General features: G+C 66.7%; 15 protein-coding genes. 1 reads left to right on the top strand and 14 read right to left on the bottom strand.

Going from position 1 to position 21,869, the window contains the following annotated elements; genetic code table 11:
- Positions 1 to 117: 117 nt before the first annotated feature.
- From eno to ACJ7IV_RS13485, 12 genes are all read right to left on the bottom strand, one after another.
- Complete coding sequence (eno, locus tag ACJ7IV_RS13430) at positions 118 to 1,410, bottom strand: phosphopyruvate hydratase (RefSeq protein WP_483864817.1); 1,293 nt, start codon at positions 1,408 to 1,410, stop codon at positions 118 to 120.
- Between the two features lie 34 nt (positions 1,411 to 1,444).
- On the bottom strand, positions 1,445 to 2,296 hold the full coding sequence (gene kdsA / locus ACJ7IV_RS13435; RefSeq protein WP_483864818.1) for a 3-deoxy-8-phosphooctulonate synthase: 852 nt from the start codon (positions 2,294 to 2,296) through the stop codon (positions 1,445 to 1,447).
- Between the two features lie 5 nt (positions 2,297 to 2,301).
- Complete coding sequence (locus tag ACJ7IV_RS13440; RefSeq protein ID WP_483864819.1) at positions 2,302 to 3,957, bottom strand: CTP synthase; 1,656 nt, start codon at positions 3,955 to 3,957, stop codon at positions 2,302 to 2,304.
- Between the two features lie 210 nt (positions 3,958 to 4,167).
- Complete coding sequence (locus ACJ7IV_RS13445) at positions 4,168 to 5,586, bottom strand: FAD-dependent oxidoreductase (protein WP_483864820.1); 1,419 nt, start codon at positions 5,584 to 5,586, stop codon at positions 4,168 to 4,170.
- Between the two features lie 128 nt (positions 5,587 to 5,714).
- Positions 5,715 to 10,166, bottom strand: coding sequence for a glutamate synthase large subunit (gene gltB, locus ACJ7IV_RS13450; protein ID WP_483864821.1), 4,452 nt, complete (start codon positions 10,164 to 10,166; stop codon positions 5,715 to 5,717).
- Positions 10,167 to 10,628: 462 nt separating this feature from the next.
- Complete coding sequence (gene aroB, locus ACJ7IV_RS13455) at positions 10,629 to 11,735, bottom strand: 3-dehydroquinate synthase (protein ID WP_483864822.1); 1,107 nt, start codon at positions 11,733 to 11,735, stop codon at positions 10,629 to 10,631.
- Between the two features lie 3 nt (positions 11,736 to 11,738).
- Positions 11,739 to 12,281 carry a shikimate kinase AroK gene (gene aroK, locus ACJ7IV_RS13460; protein WP_213312111.1) on the bottom strand — a complete coding sequence of 181 codons (543 nt, stop codon included), beginning with the start codon at positions 12,279 to 12,281 and terminating at the stop codon, positions 11,739 to 11,741.
- Complete coding sequence (locus ACJ7IV_RS13465) at positions 12,281 to 14,380, bottom strand: type IV pilus secretin PilQ (protein ID WP_483864823.1); 2,100 nt, start codon at positions 14,378 to 14,380, stop codon at positions 12,281 to 12,283. The genes aroK and ACJ7IV_RS13465 overlap by 1 nt, the downstream gene beginning before the upstream one ends.
- 136 nt (positions 14,381 to 14,516) lie before the next feature.
- The gene (locus tag ACJ7IV_RS13470) at positions 14,517 to 15,053 is read right to left on the bottom strand and encodes a pilus assembly protein PilP (RefSeq protein WP_483864824.1); all 537 of its coding nucleotides are present in this window, start codon (positions 15,051 to 15,053) and stop codon (positions 14,517 to 14,519) included.
- Positions 15,050 to 15,673, bottom strand: coding sequence for a type IV pilus inner membrane component PilO (locus ACJ7IV_RS13475; protein ID WP_483864825.1), 624 nt, complete (start codon positions 15,671 to 15,673; stop codon positions 15,050 to 15,052). The genes ACJ7IV_RS13470 and ACJ7IV_RS13475 overlap by 4 nt, the downstream gene beginning before the upstream one ends.
- Positions 15,670 to 16,257, bottom strand: coding sequence for a PilN domain-containing protein (locus ACJ7IV_RS13480; protein ID WP_483864826.1), 588 nt, complete (start codon positions 16,255 to 16,257; stop codon positions 15,670 to 15,672). The genes ACJ7IV_RS13475 and ACJ7IV_RS13480 overlap by 4 nt, the downstream gene beginning before the upstream one ends.
- The gene (locus ACJ7IV_RS13485; protein WP_213312107.1) at positions 16,254 to 17,315 is read right to left on the bottom strand and encodes a pilus assembly protein PilM; all 1,062 of its coding nucleotides are present in this window, start codon (positions 17,313 to 17,315) and stop codon (positions 16,254 to 16,256) included. The genes ACJ7IV_RS13480 and ACJ7IV_RS13485 overlap by 4 nt, the downstream gene beginning before the upstream one ends.
- Before the next feature lie 260 nt (positions 17,316 to 17,575).
- Here ACJ7IV_RS13485 and ACJ7IV_RS13490 point away from each other — a divergent pair, with 260 nt between their 5' ends.
- Positions 17,576 to 20,092 carry a penicillin-binding protein 1A gene (locus tag ACJ7IV_RS13490; protein ID WP_483864827.1) on the top strand — a complete coding sequence of 839 codons (2,517 nt, stop codon included), beginning with the start codon at positions 17,576 to 17,578 and terminating at the stop codon, positions 20,090 to 20,092.
- 96 nt (positions 20,093 to 20,188) lie between these two features.
- On the opposite strand, the gene ACJ7IV_RS13495 is transcribed toward ACJ7IV_RS13490, so the two are convergent.
- Positions 20,189 to 21,457 carry a malic enzyme-like NAD(P)-binding protein gene (locus ACJ7IV_RS13495; protein WP_483864828.1) on the bottom strand — a complete coding sequence of 423 codons (1,269 nt, stop codon included), beginning with the start codon at positions 21,455 to 21,457 and terminating at the stop codon, positions 20,189 to 20,191.
- A gap of 186 nt (positions 21,458 to 21,643) precedes the next feature.
- Positions 21,644 to 21,856: a 50S ribosomal protein L31 gene (rpmE, locus tag ACJ7IV_RS13500; protein WP_483864830.1), complete on the bottom strand. Its 213-nt coding sequence runs from the start codon at positions 21,854 to 21,856 to the stop codon at positions 21,644 to 21,646.
- Between the last annotated feature and the right edge of the window lie 13 nt (positions 21,857 to 21,869).

The following is a 21,869-nucleotide window of genomic DNA, read 5'->3' on the forward strand; positions in this document are numbered from 1 at the left end:
GAAATAGCGCTTGAATTTCAACCAGATAGAAAGGAGGCCGGCACGCCATGGTGCCGGCCTCCTCGTCGCCATGTCGGATATCACTTACACGAAGTGTAGGCGATTTCCTACACGGAATTACTGACCCTTGATCGCCGACAGGCCCGGGTAGGCCACGCCGTCACCCAGCTCGTTCTCGATGACCAGCAGGCGATTGTACTTGGCCACGCGGTCGGAGCGGCACAGCGAGCCGGTCTTGATCTGCCCGGCACAGGTGCCCACGGCCAGGTCGGCGATGGTGGTGTCCTCGGTCTCGCCACTGCGGTGGGAGATCACCGCGGTGAAGCCGGCGTCCTGGGCCATGCGAATGGCGTCCAGGGTCTCGGAGAGCGAACCGATCTGGTTGAACTTGATTAGGATGGAGTTGCCGATCTGCTCGTCGATGCCGCGCTTGAGGATGCGGGTGTTGGTTACGAAGAGGTCGTCACCCACCAGTTGTACCTTGTCGCCCAGCTTGTCGGTCAGCGCCTTCCAGCCCTCCCAATCGGACTCGTCCATGCCATCCTCGATGGAGACGATGGGGTACTGGTCACACAGCTCGGCCAGGTAGTCGACGAAGCCGGCGGCGTCGAATGACTTGCCCTCGCCGGCCAGGTTGTACTGGCCATCCTTGAAGAACTCGGAAGAGGCACAGTCCAGCGCCAGGGTCACGTCGCGACCCAGGGTGTAGCCGGCATCTTCCACCGCCTGCTTGATCACCGCCAGCGCCTCGGCGTTGGAGGCCAGGTTGGGGGCGAAGCCGCCCTCGTCGCCCACCGAGGTGGAGAGCCCCTTGGCGGAGAGCACCTTCTTCAGGGCATGGAAAATCTCGGCGCCCACACGCAGGCCCTCTCGGAAGTTGGGCGCGCCCACCGGCTGGACCATGAACTCCTGGATATCGACGTTGTTGTCGGCATGCTCGCCGCCGTTGAGGATGTTCATCATCGGCACCGGCATCTGGTACTGACCCGGCTGACCGTAGAGCTCGGCGATATGGGCATAGAGCGGCACGCCCTTGGCGTTGGCCGCGGCCTTGGCAGCGGCCAGCGACACCGCCAGGATTGCGTTGGCGCCAAGCTTGGCCTTGTTGTCGGTGTCGTCGAGGGCCAGCATGGCATCGTCGAGGCCGCGCTGGTCACGGGCGTCCATACCGACGAGCGCCTCGCGGATGGCACCATTGACGGCCGCCACCGCCTTCAGCACGCCCTTGCCCAGGTAGCGAGCCTTGTCACCGTCGCGCAGCTCGAGCGCCTCGCGGGAGCCGGTGGAGGCACCGCTGGGGGCACAGGCCACGCCCACGGCACCGCTCTCCAGGCGCACTTCGGCCTGGACGGTGGGATTGCCGCGGGAATCGAGTACCTCGAGGGCACGGATATCGACGATCTTGGTCATGCGAGTCTTCCTCTGTGGTGTCAGCGTTGGGATGTTATTGGATCTCGAGCGGCGCGAAGCCCTTCACCAGGTCATCGAGGGCCTTGAGCTGCGCAAGGAAGGGCTCGAGGCGATCCAGCGGCAAAGCGCAGGGCCCATCGCACTTGGCGTTGTCGGGGTCGGGGTGGGCCTCAAGGAACAGCCCCGCCAGCCCCACGGCAACACCCGCCCGGGCCAGCTCCGCCACTTGGGCGCGGCGACCATCAGCGCTATCGGCGCGCCCGCCGGGGCGCTGCAGCGAATGGGTCACATCGAAGAACACCGGCAGGCCACTCTGCTTCATCTCGCCGAAGCCGAGCATGTCGACCACCAGGTTGTTGTAGCCGAAGCTGGAGCCACGCTCGCAGAGGATCACCCTGTCGTTGCCGGCCTCCTCGCACTTGCGAACGATATGGCGCATCTCGTGGGGCGCCAGGAACTGCGGCTTCTTGATGTTGATCACCGCCCCGGTCCTGGCCATGGCCACCACCAGGTCGGTCTGGCGGGCCAGGAAGGCCGGCAGCTGGATCACGTCGGCCACCTCGGCCACCGGCTCGGCCTGCCAGGGCTCGTGGACATCGGTGATGATCGGCACGTCGAAGCGCGACTTCACCTCGGCCAGTATCTCGAGCCCCTTCTCGAGACCGGGGCCGCGGAAGGAGTGGATGGAGCTGCGGTTGGCCTTGTCGAAGCTGGCCTTGAACACGTAGGGCATGCCGAGCCGACCGGTGACCTCGACATAGGCCTCGGCCACTTCCAGGGCCAGCTCACGGGACTCCAGCACGTTCATGCCGCCGAACAGCATCAGCGGCAACGAATTGCCGGCCTTCAGGCCGGCAATCTCGATGGTTCTCTCGGGCGTGGTCATCCGCTTCACTCCTGGTGAGAGGACTGGGCGCGGGTGCGCGCCGCCTTGTGCTCCAGCGCCGCGTTGACGAAGCCGGTGAACAGCGGATGGCCATCGCGGGGCGTGGAGGTGAACTCCGGGTGGAACTGGCAGGCGATGTACCAGGGGTGGTCAGGCAGCTCCACCACCTCCACCAGGGAGTTGTCGACGCTCTTGCCGGAGACCACCAGGCCGGCCTGCTCGAGCTGTTCGATGAACTGCTCGTTGACCTCGTAGCGGTGGCGGTGGCGCTCAACGATCTCGTCGGACCCATAGGCCTCGCGGGCCTTGCTGCCGGACTTGAGCTGGCACACCTGGCCGCCCAGGCGCATGGTGCCACCGAGATCCGAGGCCGCATCGCGCAGCTCGATCTTGCCCTCGGGGCTCAGCCACTCGGTGATCAGGCCTACCACCGGGTGCTGGGTGTCGTGGGTGAACTCGGTGGAGTTAGCATCCTCCCAGCCGGCCACGTTGCGGGCGAACTCGATCACCGCGACCTGCATGCCGAGGCAGATGCCGAGATACGGAATGCCTCTCTCGCGGGCGAAGCGGGCCGTGGCAATCTTGCCCTCCACGCCGCGCTCGCCGAAGCCGCCGGGCACCAGGATGGCGTCCTTGCCGGCCAGGCGCTCGGTGCCGTGGCGCTCGATATCCTCGGAGTCGATATAGTCAACGTTGACCTTCACGCGGGTCTGGATGCCGGCATGGATCAGCGCCTCATTGAGGGACTTGTAGGCGTCGAGCAGCTCCATGTACTTGCCGACCATGGCGATATTGATCGACTTGAGCGGATTGAGCTTGGCATCCAGGACGTGCACCCACTCGCCGAGGTCGGCCTCGTCGGCCGTCAGGCGCAGCTTGTCGCAAACGATCTCGTCCAGGCCCTGCTCGTGGAGCATCAGCGGGATGCGATAGATGGTGTCGGCGTCCTGCAGCGGGATGACCGCACGCTCTTCCACGTTGGTGAACAGGGCAATCTTGCGCCGCTCGCTCTCCTCCAGCTCCACCTCGCTGCGGCAGATCAGGATATCCGGCTGGATGCCGATGGAGCGCAGCTCCTTGACGCTGTGCTGGGTCGGCTTGGTCTTGGTCTCGCCGGCGGTCTTGATATAGGGCACCAGGGTCAGGTGCATGAAGATCGCCCGGCTGGCGCCCAGCTCGCTGCGGATCTGACGGATCGACTCCAGAAAGGGCAGCGACTCGATGTCGCCCACGGTGCCGCCGATTTCCACCAGCGCCACGTCGAAGCCTTCACCACCCTCGTACACCCGACGCTTGATCTCGTCGGTGATATGCGGGATCACCTGCACGGTACCGCCCAGGTAGTCGCCGCGGCGCTCCTTGCGCAGCACGTGCTCGTAGACCCGGCCGGTGGTGAAGTTGTTGCCCTGGGTCATCTTGGTGCGAATGAAGCGCTCATAGTGGCCCAGGTCGAGGTCGGTCTCGGCGCCATCCTCGGTGACGAACACCTCGCCATGCTGGAAGGGGCTCATGGTGCCCGGATCCACGTTGATGTACGGGTCGAGCTTGAGCATGGTGACCTTGAGGCCGCGCGCCTCGAGAATAGCCGCCAGCGAGGCCGACGCGATGCCCTTGCCGAGAGAGGACACAACGCCGCCGGTCACGAAGATGTATCGTGTCATGAGGAACCTGTCGAAGCGTGATCGGTAGGCCCGGCAGGAAGCCGCGCCAGGATGGGACGACAGACTAGCAGAATACGACGAATGGCTCAATTTCAGTGCCAAGCAGCCCAAGCAGGATGATAGCCCCGCCGCAGGCTAACAGAGTCGATGAGTCAAGCGGCGCCGGGGGTCCGAAGCCACCGAAACCGGCGGCTTCGGACCGTCGAGGCCTTACACCCCGAGGTAGTCCAGGATGCCCTCGGCGGCCTGGCGCCCCTCGTAGATGGCGGTGACCACCAGGTCGGAACCGCGCACCATGTCGCCGCCAGCGAAGATCTTCTCGCGGCTGGTCTGGAAGGCGAACTCGCTCTGCTCCGCGGCCTTGACCCTGTCACGCTCGTCGACCTCGACCCCCGCCGTCGCGAACCACTCGGGCGGGTCGGGCTGGAAGCCGAAGGCGATGACCACGGCATCGGCGGGAATCACCTCCTCGGAGCCCGGCACCACCTCGGGGCGACGGCGACCGTTCTCGTCGGGCTCGCCCATGCGGGTGCGCACCACCTTGACCCCCTCGACCCTGCCCTCGCCCACCACAGCGACGGGCTGGCGGTTGAACAGGAACTCCACACCCTCCTCGCGGGCGTTGGCCACCTCCTTGCGCGAGCCGGGCATGTTCTCCTCGTCGCGGCGGTAGGCGCAGGTGACGCTGGTGGCGCCCTGGCGGACCGAGGTGCGGTTGCAGTCCATGGCGGTGTCACCACCGCCCAGCACCACTACCCGCTGGCCCTCGAAGGAGATGTACTCGTTCGGGTCCTTCTCGAAGCCCAGGCAGTGGTTGACGTTGGCGATCAGGAAGTCGAGGGCCTTGTAGACCCCGGGCAGGCTCTCGCCGGGGAAACCGCCCTCCATGTACTTGTAGGTGCCCATGCCCAGGAATACCGCGTCGTACTCCTCGAGCAGGGTGTCGAAGGTGATGTCGCGGCCGATCTCCACGCCCAGGCGGAACTCCACCCCCATCTCCTCGAACACCGCACGGCGGCGCTCCATGACATTCTTCTCGAGCTTGAACTCGGGGATGCCGAAGGTGAGCAGGCCGCCGATCTCGGGATTGCGGTCGAACACCACCGGCTTCACACCATTGCGCACCAGGATGTCGGCGCAGCCCAGCCCCGCCGGGCCGGCACCGATCACCGCCACCCGCTTGTCGGTCCAGGTGACCTGAGACATGTCCGGGCGCCAGCCCATGGCGAAGGCGGTGTCGGTGATGTACTTCTCCACCGAACCGATGGTGACGGCACCGAAGCCGTCGTTGAGGGTGCAGGCCCCCTCGCAGAGGCGGTCCTGGGGGCACACCCGGCCGCACACCTCGGGCAGCGAGTTGGTCTTGTGACACAGCTCCACCGCCTCGAGGATGTTGCCCTCGCTGACCAGCTGCAGCCAGTTGGGGATGTAGTTGTGCACCGGGCACTTCCACTCACAGTAGGGGTTGCCGCAGTGCAGGCAGCGGTGCGACTGGCTGGCCGCCTCCTGGGGCTTGAAGGGCTCGTAGATCTCGGCGAACTCCCGCGAGCGGGTGCGGGCGTCGCGTTTCTCGGGGTCCTGGCGACCCACGTCGATGAACTGGAAGTCGTTGCTCAGACGGTTTGCCATGTTCTCTCTCCTGGAAGTCCTGTCGGCCTGGCCCCGGGCTGCCGGGGCGGGCACCTGCCTGTTGGCTGATCCGGTGGCGGCTCTTGTTCCGGCTGAAGCCACCTCTCTACTCCGGCTGTCGCCGACTCTTATTCCGGCTGACGCCGGGATTGGGCCAGCAGGCTGTTCAGACTCGCCGCCTTGGGCTTCACCAGCCAGAAGTGGCGGATGAAGTCGCTGAAGTCCTCGAGGATGGCGTGGCCGCGGGCCGAGTCGGTCTCGGCGACGAACTCCTCGATGATCTCGCGCAGGTGGCGGCGATGGGCTTCCATGGCCTCGGTATTCACACGGTGGATCTCCACCAGTTCGTGGTTGTACTTGTCGACGAAGGAGCGGTCCTCGTCGAGCACGTAGGCGAAGCCGCCGGTCATGCCCGCGCCGAAGTTGACCCCGGTCTCGCCGAGCACGGCCACCAGGCCGCCGGTCATGTACTCGCAGCAGTGGTCGCCGGCGCCCTCGATCACCGCGTGGGCACCGGAGTTGCGCACCCCGAAGCGCTCGCCGGCGGTGCCGGCGGCGAAGAGCTTGCCGCCGGTGGCCCCATACAGGCAGGTGTTGCCGACGATGGCCGTGCGGTGGCTCTCGAAGCGGCTGCCCTTCGGCGGGGTGATCACCACCTTGCCGCCGTTCATGCCCTTGCCGACGTAGTCGTTGGCATCGCCCTCCAGGTAGAGGTGCAGGCCGCGGGCGTTCCACACCCCGAAGCTCTGGCCCGCCACGCCGGTGAAGCGGGCGGTGACCGGAGCATCCTCGAGGCCCGCCTCGCCGTAGCGCTTGGCGATGGCGCCGGAGGTCAGCGCGCCTACGGAGCGGTCGCAGTTGGTGATGGTGAAGGCGAACTCGCCGCCGCTCTTCTGCTCGATGGCCTCCTTGAGTGCCTCCAGCACCTCCTGGTTCTTGGCGCCCGGATCATGGGGCACGTTGCGGCTCGCCTGGCAGAACTGCGGGGCATCCGCCGGCACGTGGTCGTTACCGAGCAGCGGAGTGAGGTCGAGTTTGCGCTGGGAGGCGGTCACCCCCTCGATCGCCTCGAGCAGGTCGGTGCGGCCGATCAGGTCGGTGAGCTTACGCACGCCGAGCATCGCCATCAGCTCGCGCACCTCCTCGGCGATGAAGCGGAAGTAGTGCTTGACCATGTCCACGGTGCCGCGGAAGTGCTCGCCGCGCAGGTAGTCGTGCTGGGTGGCCACGCCGGTGGCGCAGTTGTTGAGGTGGCAGATGCGCAGGTACTTGCAGCCCAGCGCCACCATGGGCGCGGTGCCGAAGCCGAAGCTCTCGGCACCAAGGATCGCCGCCTTGACCACGTCGAGGCCGGTCTTGAGGCCGCCGTCGGTCTGCAGGCGGATCTTGTCGCGCAGACCATTGATGCGCAGCGCCTGATGCACCTCGGGCAGGCCCAGCTCCCAGGGGGAACCGGCGTGCTTGATGGAGGTGATGGGGCTCGCCGCGGTGCCGCCGTCGTAGCCGGAGACGGTGATCAGGTCGGCGTAGGCCTTGGCCACGCCGGTGGCGATGGTGCCGATGCCGGGCTCGGAGACCAGCTTCACCGAGACCTGGGCGTCCGGGTTGACCTGCTTGAGGTCGAAGATCAGCTGGGCCAGGTCCTCGATGGAGTAGATATCGTGATGCGGCGGCGGCGAGATCAGGGTCACGCCGGGCACCGCGTAGCGCAGCCGGGCGATCAGCTCGTTGACCTTGCCGCCGGGCAGCTGGCCGCCCTCACCGGGCTTGGCGCCCTGGGCCACCTTGATCTGCAGCACCTCGGCGTTGACCAGGTAGGCCGGGGTGACGCCGAAGCGCCCCGAGGCGATCTGCTTGATCTTGGAGGAGCGGATGGTGCCGTAGCGGGCCGGATCCTCGCCGCCCTCGCCTGAGTTGGAGCGCCCGCCGGACTCGTTCATGGCCTGGGCCAGCGCCTCATGGGCCTCCGGCGACAGCGCGCCCAGCGACATGCCGGCACTGTCGAAGCGCGGCAGCAGCTCCTCGACCGGCTCCACCTCCTCGAGGGGCAAGGGCTCTGCGGCCGGCTTGAGGCGCAGCAGGTCGCGCAGCGTAGCGGGATCACGCTCGTTGACCAGCGCCGCGAAGCGCTTCCACTTGGCGTAGCTGCCCTCCTGCACCGCCTCCTGCAGGGACTTGACCACATCGGGGTTGAAGGCGTGGTACTCGTGGCCGTGCACGTACTTGAACAGGCCGCCCTGGCTGATGCCCTTGCGCGAGATCCAGGCGTCGCGGGCGAGCAGCTCCTGCTGCAGCTGGAGCTCGGCGAAGCCGGTGCCCTGGATGCGCGAAGCCATCCCCGGGAAGCACAGTGCCATCACCTCGTCGTCGAGGCCGACCGCCTCGAAGAGCATGGAGCCGCGGTAGGAGGCCAGCGTCGAGATGCCCATCTTGGAGAGGATCTTGAACAGCCCCTTCTGCAGCCCCTTGCGGTAGTTCTCGCGGGCGTCGGCCGGGTTGCCGACCAGCTCGCCGGTGCGGTGCATGTCGGCCATCACCTGGTAGGCGAGCCACGGGAAGACCGCGGTGGCGCCCACGCCGAACAGCACCGCCATCTGGTGGGCGTCGCGGGCGTAGCCGGTCTCCACCACGATGTTGCAGCGCGGGCGCAGCGCCAGCCGGCCCAGGTGGTGGTGCACGGCGCCCACCGCCAGGGCAGCATGGATCGGCAGCTCGCCCTTCTCGAGGTCGGCGTCGGAGAGCACCAGGATCACCTTGCCGGCCTGCACCGCCTGCTCGGCCTCGCGACAGAGCTCGCGCAGGGCCGCCTGCAGGCCGTGTTTTTCGGGGTCGTAGGCCATGCGCAGCCGGTGGCTGGCGTAGGCCGGATCCTCCTGCTCCACCAGGGCGGTGAACTTGCGCGGCGAGAGGATCGGCGTGGTCAGGATGATGCGGTGGGCATGCTCCGGGGTCGCCTTGAAGACGTTACGCTCGGCGCCGATGCAGGTCTCCAGCGACATCACGATCGCCTCGCGCAGCGGGTCGATGGCCGGATTGGTGACCTGGGCGAACTTCTGGCGAAAGTAGTCGCTGAGCACGCGCGGCTTGGCGGAGAGCACTGCCATGGGGGTGTCGTCGCCCATGGAGCCCACCGCTTCCTGGCCGCTCTCGCCCAGCGGGCGCAGCAGCAGGTCACGCTCCTCGAAGCTGACCTGGAACATCTTCTGGGCCACCGCCAGGGCGTCGGCATCCATGTTATGGAAGCTGGCCAGCTCGGTGAGCGCCGACTCCAGGTACTGCGCCTCCTGCTTGAGCCAGCGCTTGTAGGGATAGGCCGACTTGAGGCGCTCGTCGATGTCGTCGGTATGCAGCACCTCGCCGGTCTCGGTATCCACGGCGAGCACCTGACCCGGCCCCACGCGGCCCTTGGCCACCACATCCTCGGGCCGGTAACCGTAGGTGCCGATCTCCGAGGCCAGGGTGATGAAGCCGTTCTTGGTGATCACCCAGCGCGCCGGGCGCAGGCCGTTTCGGTCGAGCATGCACAGCGCCTGGCGGCCGTCGGTCATCACCACCCCGGCGGGGCCATCCCACGGCTCCACGTGCATGGAGTTGTACTCGTAGAAGGCGCGCAGCTCGGCGTCCATCAGCTCGACGTTCTGCCACGCCGGCGGCACCATCATGCGCACCGCGCGGTGCAGCTCCATGCCGCCCATCAGCAGCACCTCGAGCATGTTGTCCATGCTCGAGGAGTCGGAGCCCACGGTGTTGACGATCTCGTCGAGTTCGGCGATGTCAGGCAGCCGCTCGCAGACGAAGTTCTCCTTGCGCGAGTTGGCCCAGCCGCGGTTGGCCTCGATGGTGTTGATCTCGCCGTTGTGGGCCAGCAGCCGGAACGGCTGGGCCAACGGCCAACGCGGCGCGGTGTTGGTGGAGAAACGCTGGTGGAAGACGCAGATGGCGGTCTCCAGGCGCTCGTCGCCGAGGTCGTGGTAGAAGGCCGGCAGGTCCACCGGCATCACCAGCCCCTTGTAGGAGAGCACCTTCTCGGAGAGCGAGCAGACGTAGAACTCCTGCTCGTCGCGCAGCGCCTGCTCGGCGAGGCGGCGGGCCATGAAGAGATCGACCTCGAAGGTCTCGGGGCTGCCGTTCTTGCCCGGCTCCACGAACAGGTGACGGATGCGCGGCAGGCACTCGAGGGCCATGGGGCCGCACACCGAGGAGTCCAGCGGCACCTCGCGCCAGCCACGAATCACCAGGCCACGGGCGCGCAGCTCCCCCTCGAGCACCTCCGCGGCGTGGGCGGCTCGAGCATCGTCATCGGGCAGGAACACCGCCCCCACCGCGTAGCGCTCGCCCAGCTCGACCTTGAGGGCTTCATGTGCAACCTGGCGCATAAAGGCATCCGGCAGCTGCAGGAGCAGGCCGCAGCCGTCACCGGTCTTGCCGTCGGCGGCGATGCCGCCGCGGTGGGTCATGCAGGTCAGGGATTCGATGGCGGTGCGCAGCAGCTCGTGGCTGGCGCGGCCCTCCATGTGAGCAATCAGGCCGAACCCGCAGTTGTCGCGGAACTCGCCGGGCTGATGAAGACCTCTGTTCATTGGCGCGCCTCGGGAAAGTGGTTTTTTTGGCAGGAATCTCGTGATATTTTTAAAGGTTTTTTATTTCACCGAGATGGCGCAACCCCCGCGCCGACCTGCATGGCAAAAGAGCGTCCAGCATAGCCAGCGGCCGCGCTGCAGCGCAATGGGATCGCGCCCACCCCTTCCGAGAAACCGTCGATAAATCCGACAGTTGCTACCTACCCTAAGGGCAAAAAACCCCACCACTCAACGACTTGCAAACGCCATAAACGCAAGTTTAACGAACAGGAAATAGCATTAGACTTTAGTCTGATTATGGCGAATTTCCCCATGCCGATAGCGCATAAGGCATGCCAATCGATCGCCTCCTGTCGGCTTGCGGCGCTGCTCACCGCAGCATAGACGAGCCACGCCCGCGCCGGGATAGCGCGGGTGTAACTTTGATCAGAAAGGGATATGGAGAGGGGGAAGGAGGCTGGCTCAGCCGCGGGGAAACTGCTCCAGCAGCGTCGCCAGGGTCTCCTCGGGCGTGGCGTCATCCACGCAGGCATCGCCCAGGGCGCGCAGCAGCACCAGGCGCAGGCGGCTGTCGACGTTCTTCTTGTCGAGGCGCATGCGCGACAGGAAGTCGTCGACACCCATCTCGGCCGGGGCCTCCAGCGGCAGGCCCGCGGCCCGCAGGATGGCCCGCAGGCGCTCGACGTCATTCGCGGAGAGCCAGCCCAGGCGTGCCGAGAGCTCGGCGGCCATCAGCATGCCGGTGCCCACGGCCTCACCATGCAGCCAGTTGCCATAGCCCTGATGGGCCTCGATGGCGTGGCCGAAGGTGTGGCCCAGGTTGAGCAGCGCACGCACGCCCTGCTCGGTCTCATCCTCGGCGACGATCTCCGCCTTGAGCGCACAGCTGCGCTGGATGGCACGCGCCAGGGCAGCGGGCGCAAGGTCGCGCAGCGCCGGCAGTGCCTGCTCCAGCCAGGCGAGGAATTCCGCATCGCGAATCAGGCCATACTTGATCACCTCGGCCAGGCCCGCCGAGAACTCGCGGGGCGGCAGTGTGGCCAGGGTATCGGTGTCGATCAGCACCGCCCGGGGCTGCCAGAAGGCACCGATCATGTTCTTGCCCAGCGGATGGTTGACCCCGGTCTTGCCGCCCACCGAGGAGTCCACCTGGGCCAGCAGGGTGGTGGGCACCTGGATGAAGGCCACGCCGCGCTGGTAGCAGGCCGCGGCGAAGCCCACCATGTCGCCGATCACGCCGCCGCCCAGGGCCACCAGGGTGCAGCGGCGGTTGAAGCCGGCGTCGAGCAGGGCATCCCAGATGCGCGAGACATGCTCGAGGTTCTTGGTGGCCTCGCCGTCGGGCAGCACCAGCTCGCGCAGCTCCACGTCGTCCGGCAGGGCCTTGCGGCAGCACTCGAGGTAGAGCGGCGCCACCGTCTCGTTGGTGACGATCATCACCTGGCGGCCGGCCAGCCAGGGGGCTAGGGCGCCGGGCTCGCCGAGCAGGCCGGGACCGATATGGATGGGGTAGCTGCGACTGCCCAGCGCCACCTCGAGGGTGTGCGGGCCGGAGAGAGTCTGGGTCATGGTTCAGGCCTTGGCTTGCAGGGGGTCGACCAGCCGCGTCACGCGGCGGACGATATCGTTGACCACCGAGCGCGGGCCGCGGCGATCGGTGCGTACCGTGAGGTCGGCGGTGGCGCGGTAGAGGGGGTCGCGCTGGCCGAACATCTCGCGCAGCACCGCCTCCTTGTCCGGGCGCTGCAACAGCGGCCGGTTGCGGTCCTTGGCGGTGCGCTTGAGCTGCTGCTCCACGGTGGTGAAGAGGTAGATGACGGTGCCCCGCTCGCGCAGCATGCGGCGATTCTCCTCGCGCAGCACGGCGCCGCCGCCGGTGGCGATCACCACGCCTTCGCGGCGGGTCAGCTCGTCGATCATCAGGGTCTCGCGATCGCGGAAGCCCGCCTCGCCCTCGACGTCGAAGATCCAGGGAATATCGGCGCCGCAGCGTGCCTGGATCTCGTGATCGGTGTCGAGGAAGTCACGAGAAAGCTCGGCCGCCAGTAGGCGGCCGATGGTGCTCTTGCCGGCCCCCATGGGGCCGATCAATATCAGGTTGGGTAGTGCCAACATCAGCGAAGGGCCACACCGTCGTCCAGAATTCGTGGGGTAATGAATACCAGCAACTCTACCTTGTCGTTGCTCTCCTGGGTATAGCGGAACAGGTTGCCGAGCACCGGTATGTCGCCCAGGAACGGCGTCTTGACCAGGTTCTGCAGCTCTTCGGTCTGTAATATCCCGCCCAGCACCACGGTCTGGCCGTTGTCCACCAGCACCTGGGTCTCGATCTCGTTCTTGTTGATCGGGGGCTCCTCGCCAGGATTGAACTCGCCGAAGGTGTCATTGGTGATCGCCACATCCATGATGATGCGGTTGTCCGGGGTGATCTGGGGGGTCACCTCAAGGGAGAGCACTGCCTCCTTGAAGTCCACCGCCGAGGCACCACTGGCCGCCGCCTCGCGATAGGCGCGTTCCTGACCCTGCTTGATCACCGCGGTGGTTTGGTTGGCGGTAATCACTCGTGGCTGGGAGATGGTATAGCTCTTGCCATCGCTCTCCATGGCACGCAGCTCCAGGTCGAGCAGCACATCGCCGGAGAGGTAGCCGAAGGCAAAACTGGTCATGCCTCCGACGCCACGGTCGGTGGAACCGAAATCTACCGCCAGCCCGCCAAGCCCGGAGATCGGCGAACCATCGGAGGCGCCCCCCAGATCGAAGCGGCTGCCTGCTCCCGACGCCCCCCAGTTGACGCCCAGTTCACGCGAGGCCGTCTGCCCAGCGATGACAATACGCGCCTCGATCTGCACCTGACGCACTGCCACGTCGAGGCGCTCCAGGGTATCCATGATGCTATCGATCTGGTCGGCGGTATCCTGAATCAGCAGGGTATTGGTGCGCGGATCCACTGCCACCTTGCCGCGCTCGGTCAGCAGGCCGAAGCCTGACTGACCGCCACCGCGCAGCAGGGCGGCGATATCGTTCGCCTTGGCGTACTTGACCTCGATGTATTCGGTCTCCAGCGGCGCCAGGGTCTCGAGCTGCTCGCGGGTCTGCAGCTCGAGCTGTTCTCGCTGGGCGAGCTCGGCGGCGGGAGCCACCACGATCACGTTGCCCTCCTGTCGGCTGGAGAGCCCGTGGCTCTTGAGCACCAGGTCCAGCGCCTGGTCCCAGGGAACATCCTCGAGGTTCAGGGTCACGCGACCCTGCACGCTGTCGCTGGCCACCAGGTTGAGCCCGGTGAAGTCGGCGATGATCGCCAGCACCGAGCGCACCTCGATATCCTGGAAGTTCAGGGTGATGCGCTCGCCGGTGTAGGGGAACTGCTCGCGCACCCGCTGCTCCTGCTCCTGGCGAGTGACCGGCTGGGCCTCGATGGTCAGTTGGCGGCCGCTCTGGGTGGAGACCATGGCATAGTCGCCGCTGCCCTGAATGTCGAGGGTCACGCCGTTGCGCCCCACTCGCGGGGTGATCCGCTGTAGCGGGGTGCCGAAGTCGCTGACGTCATAGACCTGGTCCAGCGAGGTGGGCAGGTCGACATCCATCAGTTCAGCGGTGATGCGATTACGACCACTCTCGTTCACCCGGGCGTCGACGCCGGCGCGATCGAAGGTGACCACCAGCCGGCCGGCGCCATCGCTGCCGCGGCGGAAGTCGATATCCTCGACGCTGGGACCGCTGCTGACCGGCTGTCGCGGCGCCGGCTCGGGCGATGCGGCGGCTGTCGTGGTGGTGGCCGTCGGGGTGGTGGATGAGCTGGCGGCACGGGCGGCCACGCCGGTATCGGCGGCGCCACCGCCGATGGCCAGGCGCAGGCGGTCGCCCTGCTCGCGAGTGTTGTAGGGCAGCGGCCCCTCGAGGTCGAAGACCAGGCGGGTACGCGAGCCGGCCTCCAGGGCGGTAACCTGCTGCACGCCGCCGATGCCCAGGGAGTAGCTGCGGCGATCGAGGCGGTTATCGGTCTCCATCAGGTCGATGGTCAGCCGTGCCGGATCATCGATACGGTAGCCGCGCACCTCGGGCACCGGTCCGGCGAAGTCGAGATCAACCTCGAGTTCACCGCTGGCACCCTGCCGGAAGTCGAGGCCTTCGAGCGTCGAGGCCGCCAGGGCGGTTCCCGACACCGCCAGCATGGCGAGCAATGCCGCGGCACGCTTGATGATGAGTGATCGCATGGTTCCCTTCCCCCCGCTTGACGCCGCTCCCCGGGAACGGCGGTAGGCTTGCTGTGCTGTTCGCTTATTAGTTCGCTTATTTGCCTGTTTACTCGGCCGCTGACCGCTGATCGTTTCCGATTTTGCCGGCGGTATATCAGGAATCACCCTGGCCATTGAGCTCGAGGCGCGTGGTGCGCTCGACCCAGCCACCGCGCCCGGTCGGCACTACCTCGATCAGCTGCACCGTTGACGAGGTGATACTGACGATGCGGCCGAAGTCGCTGCCCATATGGTTACCGACCCGCAGCCGATGGACCTGGCCGTCCGGCGCGCGTACCAGCGCCGAGGGCTGGCCACTCTCGGTGAGGGTGCCCACCAGCCGCAGCTCGCTGAGCTTGTAGGCCTCCAGCGTCTCCCGTGGGCGGGCCAGGTCGGGCGCCAGCTCCACGGAGCCCTGGGCCTGCTGCTCCGCCTCGGGCAGGCGCGGCACGAAGGGGCTGCGCAGGTCGGCCTCATCGTAGGGCACCGGTTCGTAATCGGGTATCTCCGGCAGCTCGATGTTGGGCGTCGGGCCAGGGTTGCTGCGGATATCGGCCAGGTCACGATCGAGGCTGGCCAGCTGCGGGTCGGCGCAGCCGGCGATCACTGCCAGGCCGGCCACGACAAGGAGCGATTTCTGCCAGGCCATCATGAGCCACCCTCCTCGCTCTGGCGGTAGCTGTAGGTGCGCGCCAGCATGGAGAGGCGCAGGTTCTGACCATCACCGCCTTCCGGCGCCAGGGTCATGTCATGCAGGGTGACGATGCGCGGCAGCCCGGCCACGCCAGCCAGGAAGGCCGCGATGCGGTGATAGTCGCCACGCACCTGGATATCGAAGGGCTGCTCGACGTAGTGCTCTCGCGCCGCGGTACCACGCAGGCGGATATAATCGATGGCCAGCTGGTTGTCGAGGGCGGTCTCGGTGATGTTGTCGATCAGCGCCGGAATCTCGGCACCGCTGGGCAGCATCTCGCGCAGGGTGTCCATGCGCGCCTCGAGGACGCCCATCTGCTCGCGCATCGCCTCCAGGTTGGCGGCCTGGGCCGCCTTGCTGCGGTAGTCACGAATCAGCTGTGGCTCTTCGGCCCTGACCTGCTCGAGCTGCTCCTTGGCGGGACCGGCCAGGTACCAGTGCATGGCGAAGAAGGTCACGCCCAGCAGTATCAGGCAGAGCAGCAGCTGCAGCGACCAGGGCCAGACCCCGGCCTCCTTGATATCCAGTTCGCGCCAGTCCAGCTCGCGCAGGCGACGCATCTCGGCATTGAGACTCATGATCCCTCCTCCTCGGCCTCGCCTTGCGGTGCCTGCGTGGGCGTTTCGGGCATGCGCTGGCTCATGCTGAGGCTGAAGCTCCTGCGCTCCCCACCTCCCTCGGTTTCCACCTCGGAGAGCACCGGCTCGGTAAAGGAGGCCGCTGCCGCCAGGCGACGCAGCTGGTCGGAGACCTGGCCGTTATCTTCGGCCCGGCCGGAGAGGCGCAGGCTGTCACCCTGCCGGTTGAGCTGGGTATAGTGCACGCCCTCCTCGAGGCTGGTGGTGAGGTCGCTCATCACGTGAACCGTCTGGGTGCGACCATTCTGCAGCTCGGTAAAGACCCGCACCTGCTCGAGCATCTGCTCGCGGATCTGCTCGAGCTCGCTGATCTCGCGAATGGCGGAGTCGAGCTGGCGACTCTGGGCCTCGATATGGGCGTTGCGCTGGCGCTGGGCCTCGGCCTCCTGTTCGTAGTACCAGGTCATGCCGTAGCCGCCACCGAGGCCCAGCAGCGCCGCCAGCCCGAGGGCCACGTAGAAACGCTTGCTGCGCCGGGCGCGCTGCTCCTCTCGCCAGGGCAGGAGGTTGATCTCGATGGTCATGGGCGCGCCCTCATTGCCAGTCCGCAGGCCGTGAGCATCGCCGGCGCGTCGCCGGAGAGGGTCTGCACGTCGATACGGTTGTTGACCTTCATGCGCGCCAGGGGGTTGGCGATGGAGACCTCCAGGCCGCTCTCCTGGGCAAGCCGCTCGGCCAGGCCGGGGAGCACGCTGGAGCCACCGGCCAGCACCATGTGACGCACCTCCTGCTTGCGTCCGGCGGTATAGTAGAGCTGCAATGAGCGCCCCACCTGCTGGACCAGGGTATCGAGGAAGGGGTCGAGGACACTGCGCTGGTAGTCATCCGGCAGGCCGCCACGCTTCTTGGCCAGGCCTGCCTCGTCGTAGCTCAGGCCGTAGCGATTGCGGATCTCCTCGGTGAGCTGGCGGCCGCCGAACACGGTATCGCGGCTGTAGACCACACGGCCCTGGCGCAGCACATGGAAGGTGTTCATGGTCGCCCCGATATCCACCAGCGCCACACAGTCCTCCTCGCCGCTGAGCGCCGGCAGCTGGTGGCGCACCTCGGTGAAGGCACGCTCCATGGCGAAGGTCTCGACATCCACTGCCGCAGGCGTCAGGCCGGACTGCATCACGGCATCGGTTAGCTGGCTGACGTCCTGCTGGCGGCAGGCCACCAGCAGCACATCCTGCTGGTCGGCGTAGCGGGCGTTAAGCCCCAGGCGCTGGAAGTCGAAGGCGACCTCACTGAACGGAAACGGAATGTGCTTGTCTGAATCGAGCTGGATGCGCGATTCGATCTCGTCGTCGCTGAGCGACGCCGGTAGCGTGAGGGTCTTGGTGATCGCCGCACTGGCGGGCACCGATACCACCACCTGGCGGGTGTGTGGCTTGGCCTGCTGAACGGCTCGGGTAAGGGCATCTACTACCTCGCCCATGTCCTGGATGCGCCGTTCGACCACCGCGCCTTCGCGCAGCGGTCTGACGGCATAGCTTTCCACCTGATAAGTGGCGCCAGCTCGCCGAAGTTCCACGAGCTTGACCGTAGCCGAGGTGATGTCGACGCCGATCAGTCCCTTGCTGGATGCCATCAATCGCATCTCGGTCCTGCCCCTGCTGAGTCTTGCGGCTTGCCCGCCTTGTCGTGGTGCCCGCCTTACGCATATCGGCAGGTCTCGATTGTTGTTCCCATCCTGTAGCATGAGGTTACATGATCTTGCCATTGGTCACACGGTAAACCTTGGGCTTGCACTCTCAACGCTGGTGACCCCCGCCCGGGGTTCCTATAATGGCCGCGCAACCGGATCTCTCGTCATCGCTTCACAACCGCTCCAGTTCCCTGCATGGACACCGCCACTTCATGACGTTTATCAGAACCCTGCTCTTCTCACTGGCCTGGCTCACCGTCTCGCTGATCGCCGCGGCCGGGCTCGGCGTGGTGGGCGCCGCCCTCTATTTCGCCCCCGGGCTGCCCGACGTGCGCCAGCTCCAGGACTTCGAGCTGCACTCACCGCTGCGCATCTATACCCGGGATGGCAAGCTGATCGGAGAGTACGGCGAGGAGCGTCGCCTGCCGATCGATCATGCCGAGATCCCCGAGGAGTTCACCCAGGCGCTGCTGGCCGCCGAGGATGACAGATTCTTTGAACATCGCGGCGTCGACCCCATGGGGCTGATGCGCGCGGCCGGCGAGCTGGTCGCCAGCGGCGGCGAGATCCAGTCCGGCGGCTCCACCATCACCATGCAGGTGGCGCGCAACTACCTGCTGACCCTGGATCGCACCTTTACCCGCAAGATCCGCGAGATCCTGCTGGCCCTGCAGATGGAGCAGGTGCTCAGCAAGGAGGAGATCCTCGAGCTCTACGTCAACAAGATCTTCCTCGGCCACCGCGCCTACGGCATCGCCGCCGCCGCCGAGATCTACTACGACCGCCCGCTGGATGAGCTGACCCTGGCCGAGAAGGCGATGATCGCCGGACTGCCCAAGGCGCCCTCCAGCTTCAACCCGCTGACCAACCCGGAGCGTGCGCTGATCCGCCGCAACTGGATCCTGTTCCGCATGCGCGACCTGGGGTATATCGACCAGGCTACCTACGACGAGGCCGTGCAGGCGCCGATCACCGCCGAGCGCCACGTGGCCCAGGCCGAGGTGGATGCCGACTATGTCGCCGAGATGGCCCGCCAGTATGCCGTGGACCGTTTCGGTGAGAGCGAGGCCTATACCGGCGGCTACAACATCACCACCACCCTGGACAGCGAGCTCCAGCCCATGGCGCGTCGTGCCCTGGCCCGCGGCCTGATCGACTATGACACCCGCCACGGCTGGCGTGGCCCGGAGGAGGAGGAGCTGCCCCAGAGCCTCGCCGAGGCGCAGGATCGCACCGAGCGCAGCGGCCTCGAGGAGGAGCTCGACGAATCCCCCGAGGTGCTGGAGACCGCCCGGCGCGCCGCCGAGCGCAGCGAGACCCGGGTCGAGGGCATCGACGGCGACGTCAGCAACTGGGTCCAGGTACTCGAGCGCACCCCGCGCTACGGCCTGCTCCACCCGGCCATCGTGGTGGCGAGCGAAGGGCGCCAGATGCGCGTGCTGCTGCGCGACGGCGAGCTGCGCACCATCGAGTGGGACGGCCTCTCCTGGGCCCGCGAGTTCCGCAACGCCCAGTACCGCGGTCCGGAGCCCGGCTCGGCGGCCGAGATCGCCGGCCGCGGCGACCTGGTGCGCGTGATGGAGCGCGAGGACGGCAGCCTGCGCCTGGCCCAGCGCCCCGACGCCGAAGGCTCGCTGGTGGTGATGCACCCCGAGACCGGCGCCATCCTCGCCCTGCAGGGCGGCTTCGACTTCAACGCCAGCAAGTTCAACCGCGCCGTTCAGGCCCAGCGTCAGTCGGGCTCGATCTTCAAGCCCTTCATCTATCTGGCGGCACTCGAGAGCGGCACGATGACTGCCGCCAGCGTGGTCAACGATGCCCCGGTGGTGATCAACGACGGCAGCAACGAGCTGTGGCGCCCGGTCAACGCCAGCGGCGACTTCCTGGGTCCCATGCGCCTGCGCAATGCCCTGGCCCGCTCGCGCAACCTGGTCACCATCCGCGTGCTACGCGAGGTGGGGCTGAACGAGACCATCAACTTCCTCGAGGGCTTCGGATTCGAGCCCTCGCGCCTGCCCCGCGGCCTCTCCCTCGGTCTGGGCAGCGCCGACCTGACGCCCCTGGAGATGACCAACGCCTACGCGGTGCTGGCCAACGGCGGCTTCAAGGTCACCCCCTGGTTCGTCGAGCGTGTCGCCAAGGGCGAGACGACCCTGGAAGAGGCCAACCCCGCCGTTGCCTGCCGCAACTGCCCCCCGGGGCAGGAGCAGGTGACGATCGATGGCAGGAGCTATCCGGTCGCCACCCGAGTGGTGGACCCCATCAACCTCTACATCCTGCGCGACATGCTGCGCGACGTGATCGAGAACGGCACCGGGCGCCGCGCCCTGGAGCTTGGCCGCGAGGATATCGTCGGCAAGACCGGTACCACCAACGGCCAGCGTGACACCTGGTTCGCCGGCTTCAACAGCAACCTGGTGGCCACGGTCTGGCTGGGCAAGGATGACAACACCACCACCGCCGAGTACGGCGCCAGCGCCGCCCTGCCGATCTGGATGACCTTCATGGGCGAGGCCCTGGAGGGACAGCCCCCGGCGATGCCCGAACCGCCGGCCGAGCTGGTCACCGCCCAGATCGACCCCGATACCGGCAGGCGCCTGTCGCGCGGGGGCATCAGCGAGATCTTCCACCCCGACCACCTTCCCGGCACCCAGCCGCGCCGCGTGGAGCGCGAAGTGGAACAGCGCAGCGGATCCCAGGGAACGGGGACCTACGAGGCGATCTTCTAGCGGGCAAACCCGCCAAGGAGGCAGAACCACAACGAGATCGGGGCCCTTCTGGGCCCCGATCTCGTTCTATCTATCCGGCTGGCTTGGCGCTTGGCGTCAGCCGCCGTAGACCTCGTCGACGGTCTTGAGCGGATAGTGGGAGGGGTAGGGCTTGCGCGCCACCCCGGAGTCCACGGCGGCCTGGGCCACCGCGGAGGCCACGCGGTCAAGCAGGCGCACATCGACCGGGGTGGGGATGATGTAGTCGCGACCGAAGCTCATGCTCTCCATCTCGTAGGCCTCGAGCACCTCGCTGGGCACCGGCTCCCGAGCCAGGTCCTTGAGGGCGTGCACCGCGGCCACCTTCATCTCCTCGTTGATGCGCGTGGCACGTACGTCCAGCGCGCCACGGAAGATGAACGGGAAGCACAACACGTTATTGACCTGGTTGGGGTAGTCCGAACGCCCGGTCGCCATGATCACATCATCGCGGGTCTCGCGAGCGAGCTCCGGGTGAATCTCCGGGTCCGGGTTGGAGCAGGCGAACACCACCGGGTTGGGTGCCATCTTCTTGAGCTGCTCGGCTGAGAGCAGGTTGGGACCGGACAGGCCCAGGAACACGTCGGCACCGTCGATGGCGTCGCCCAGGGTACGCTTGTCGGTCTCCACGGCGAACATCGCCTTGTACTGGTTGAGATCCTCACGCCCGGTGTGGATCACCCCCTTGCGGTCAAGCATGTAGATATTCTCGGCACGCGCGCCGCAGCTGACCAGCAGCTTCATGCAGGCGATGGCGGCAGAACCGGCGCCCAGGCAGACGATCTTGGCCTCCTCGACCGACTTCCCGGCGATGGACAGGGCGTTGAGCGTGCCTGCCGTGGTGACGATGGCGGTGCCGTGCTGGTCGTCGTGGAACACCGGGATGCTGCACTGCTCGATGAGCGCCTGCTCGATCTCGAAGCACTCGGGGGCCTTGATGTCCTCGAGGTTGATGCCACCCCAGGTATCGGCAATGCGCGCCACGGTATCGATGAAGGCCTGGGGGCTCTCGGCGTTGACCTCGATATCCACGGAGTTGATGCCGGCGAAGCGCTTGAACAGGACACCCTTGCCTTCCATGACCGGCTTACTGGCCAGCGGCCCCAGGTTGCCCAGGCCGAGGATGGCGGTGCCATCGGAGATCACCGCCACCAGGTTGCCCTTGCCAGTGTAGCGATAGGCGTTCTCGGGGTCCCGGGCGATCTCGCGTACCGGCTCGGCCACGCCGGGGCTGTAGGCCAGAGCCAGATCCCTGGCGGTGGCGGTAGGCTTGGTCAGCTCGATGGAGAGCTTCCCGGGAATGGGCTTGGCGTGATAGTCCAGCGCTGCCTGTCTTGCGTCAGTCATGCTTGTGTCCGCTTGGGTAAAGTCGTGATCCAGAGTATAGAAAAAGTTTCCATATCTTTACAGCACCATGCGTGATGGCCGGTCGGCGCTCATTGGGCGCCATTGTCGACATTGTTCCGGCCAGATACGCAAGAACCCGCCCAGAGGGCGGGTTCTTGGCACGCACGGCGTAGTGCCGCAACGCGATCAGCGCTTGAGCGCGGCGCCGAAGCGCTTGTTGAAGCGCTCGACGCGACCACCGGTGGTCGCCTGCTTCTGCTTGCCGGTATAGAAGGGGTGGCACTGGGAGCAGACGTCCAACTCCAGATCGCGGCCGGCGGTGGAGCCAACCTCGAAGGTGGCGCCACAGGAGCAGGTCGCCTTGATCGTCTTGTATTCGGGGTGGATACCTTGTTTCATCTTGAGCCTCGTT

The organism is Halomonas sp. C10-5, assembly GCF_057169305.1.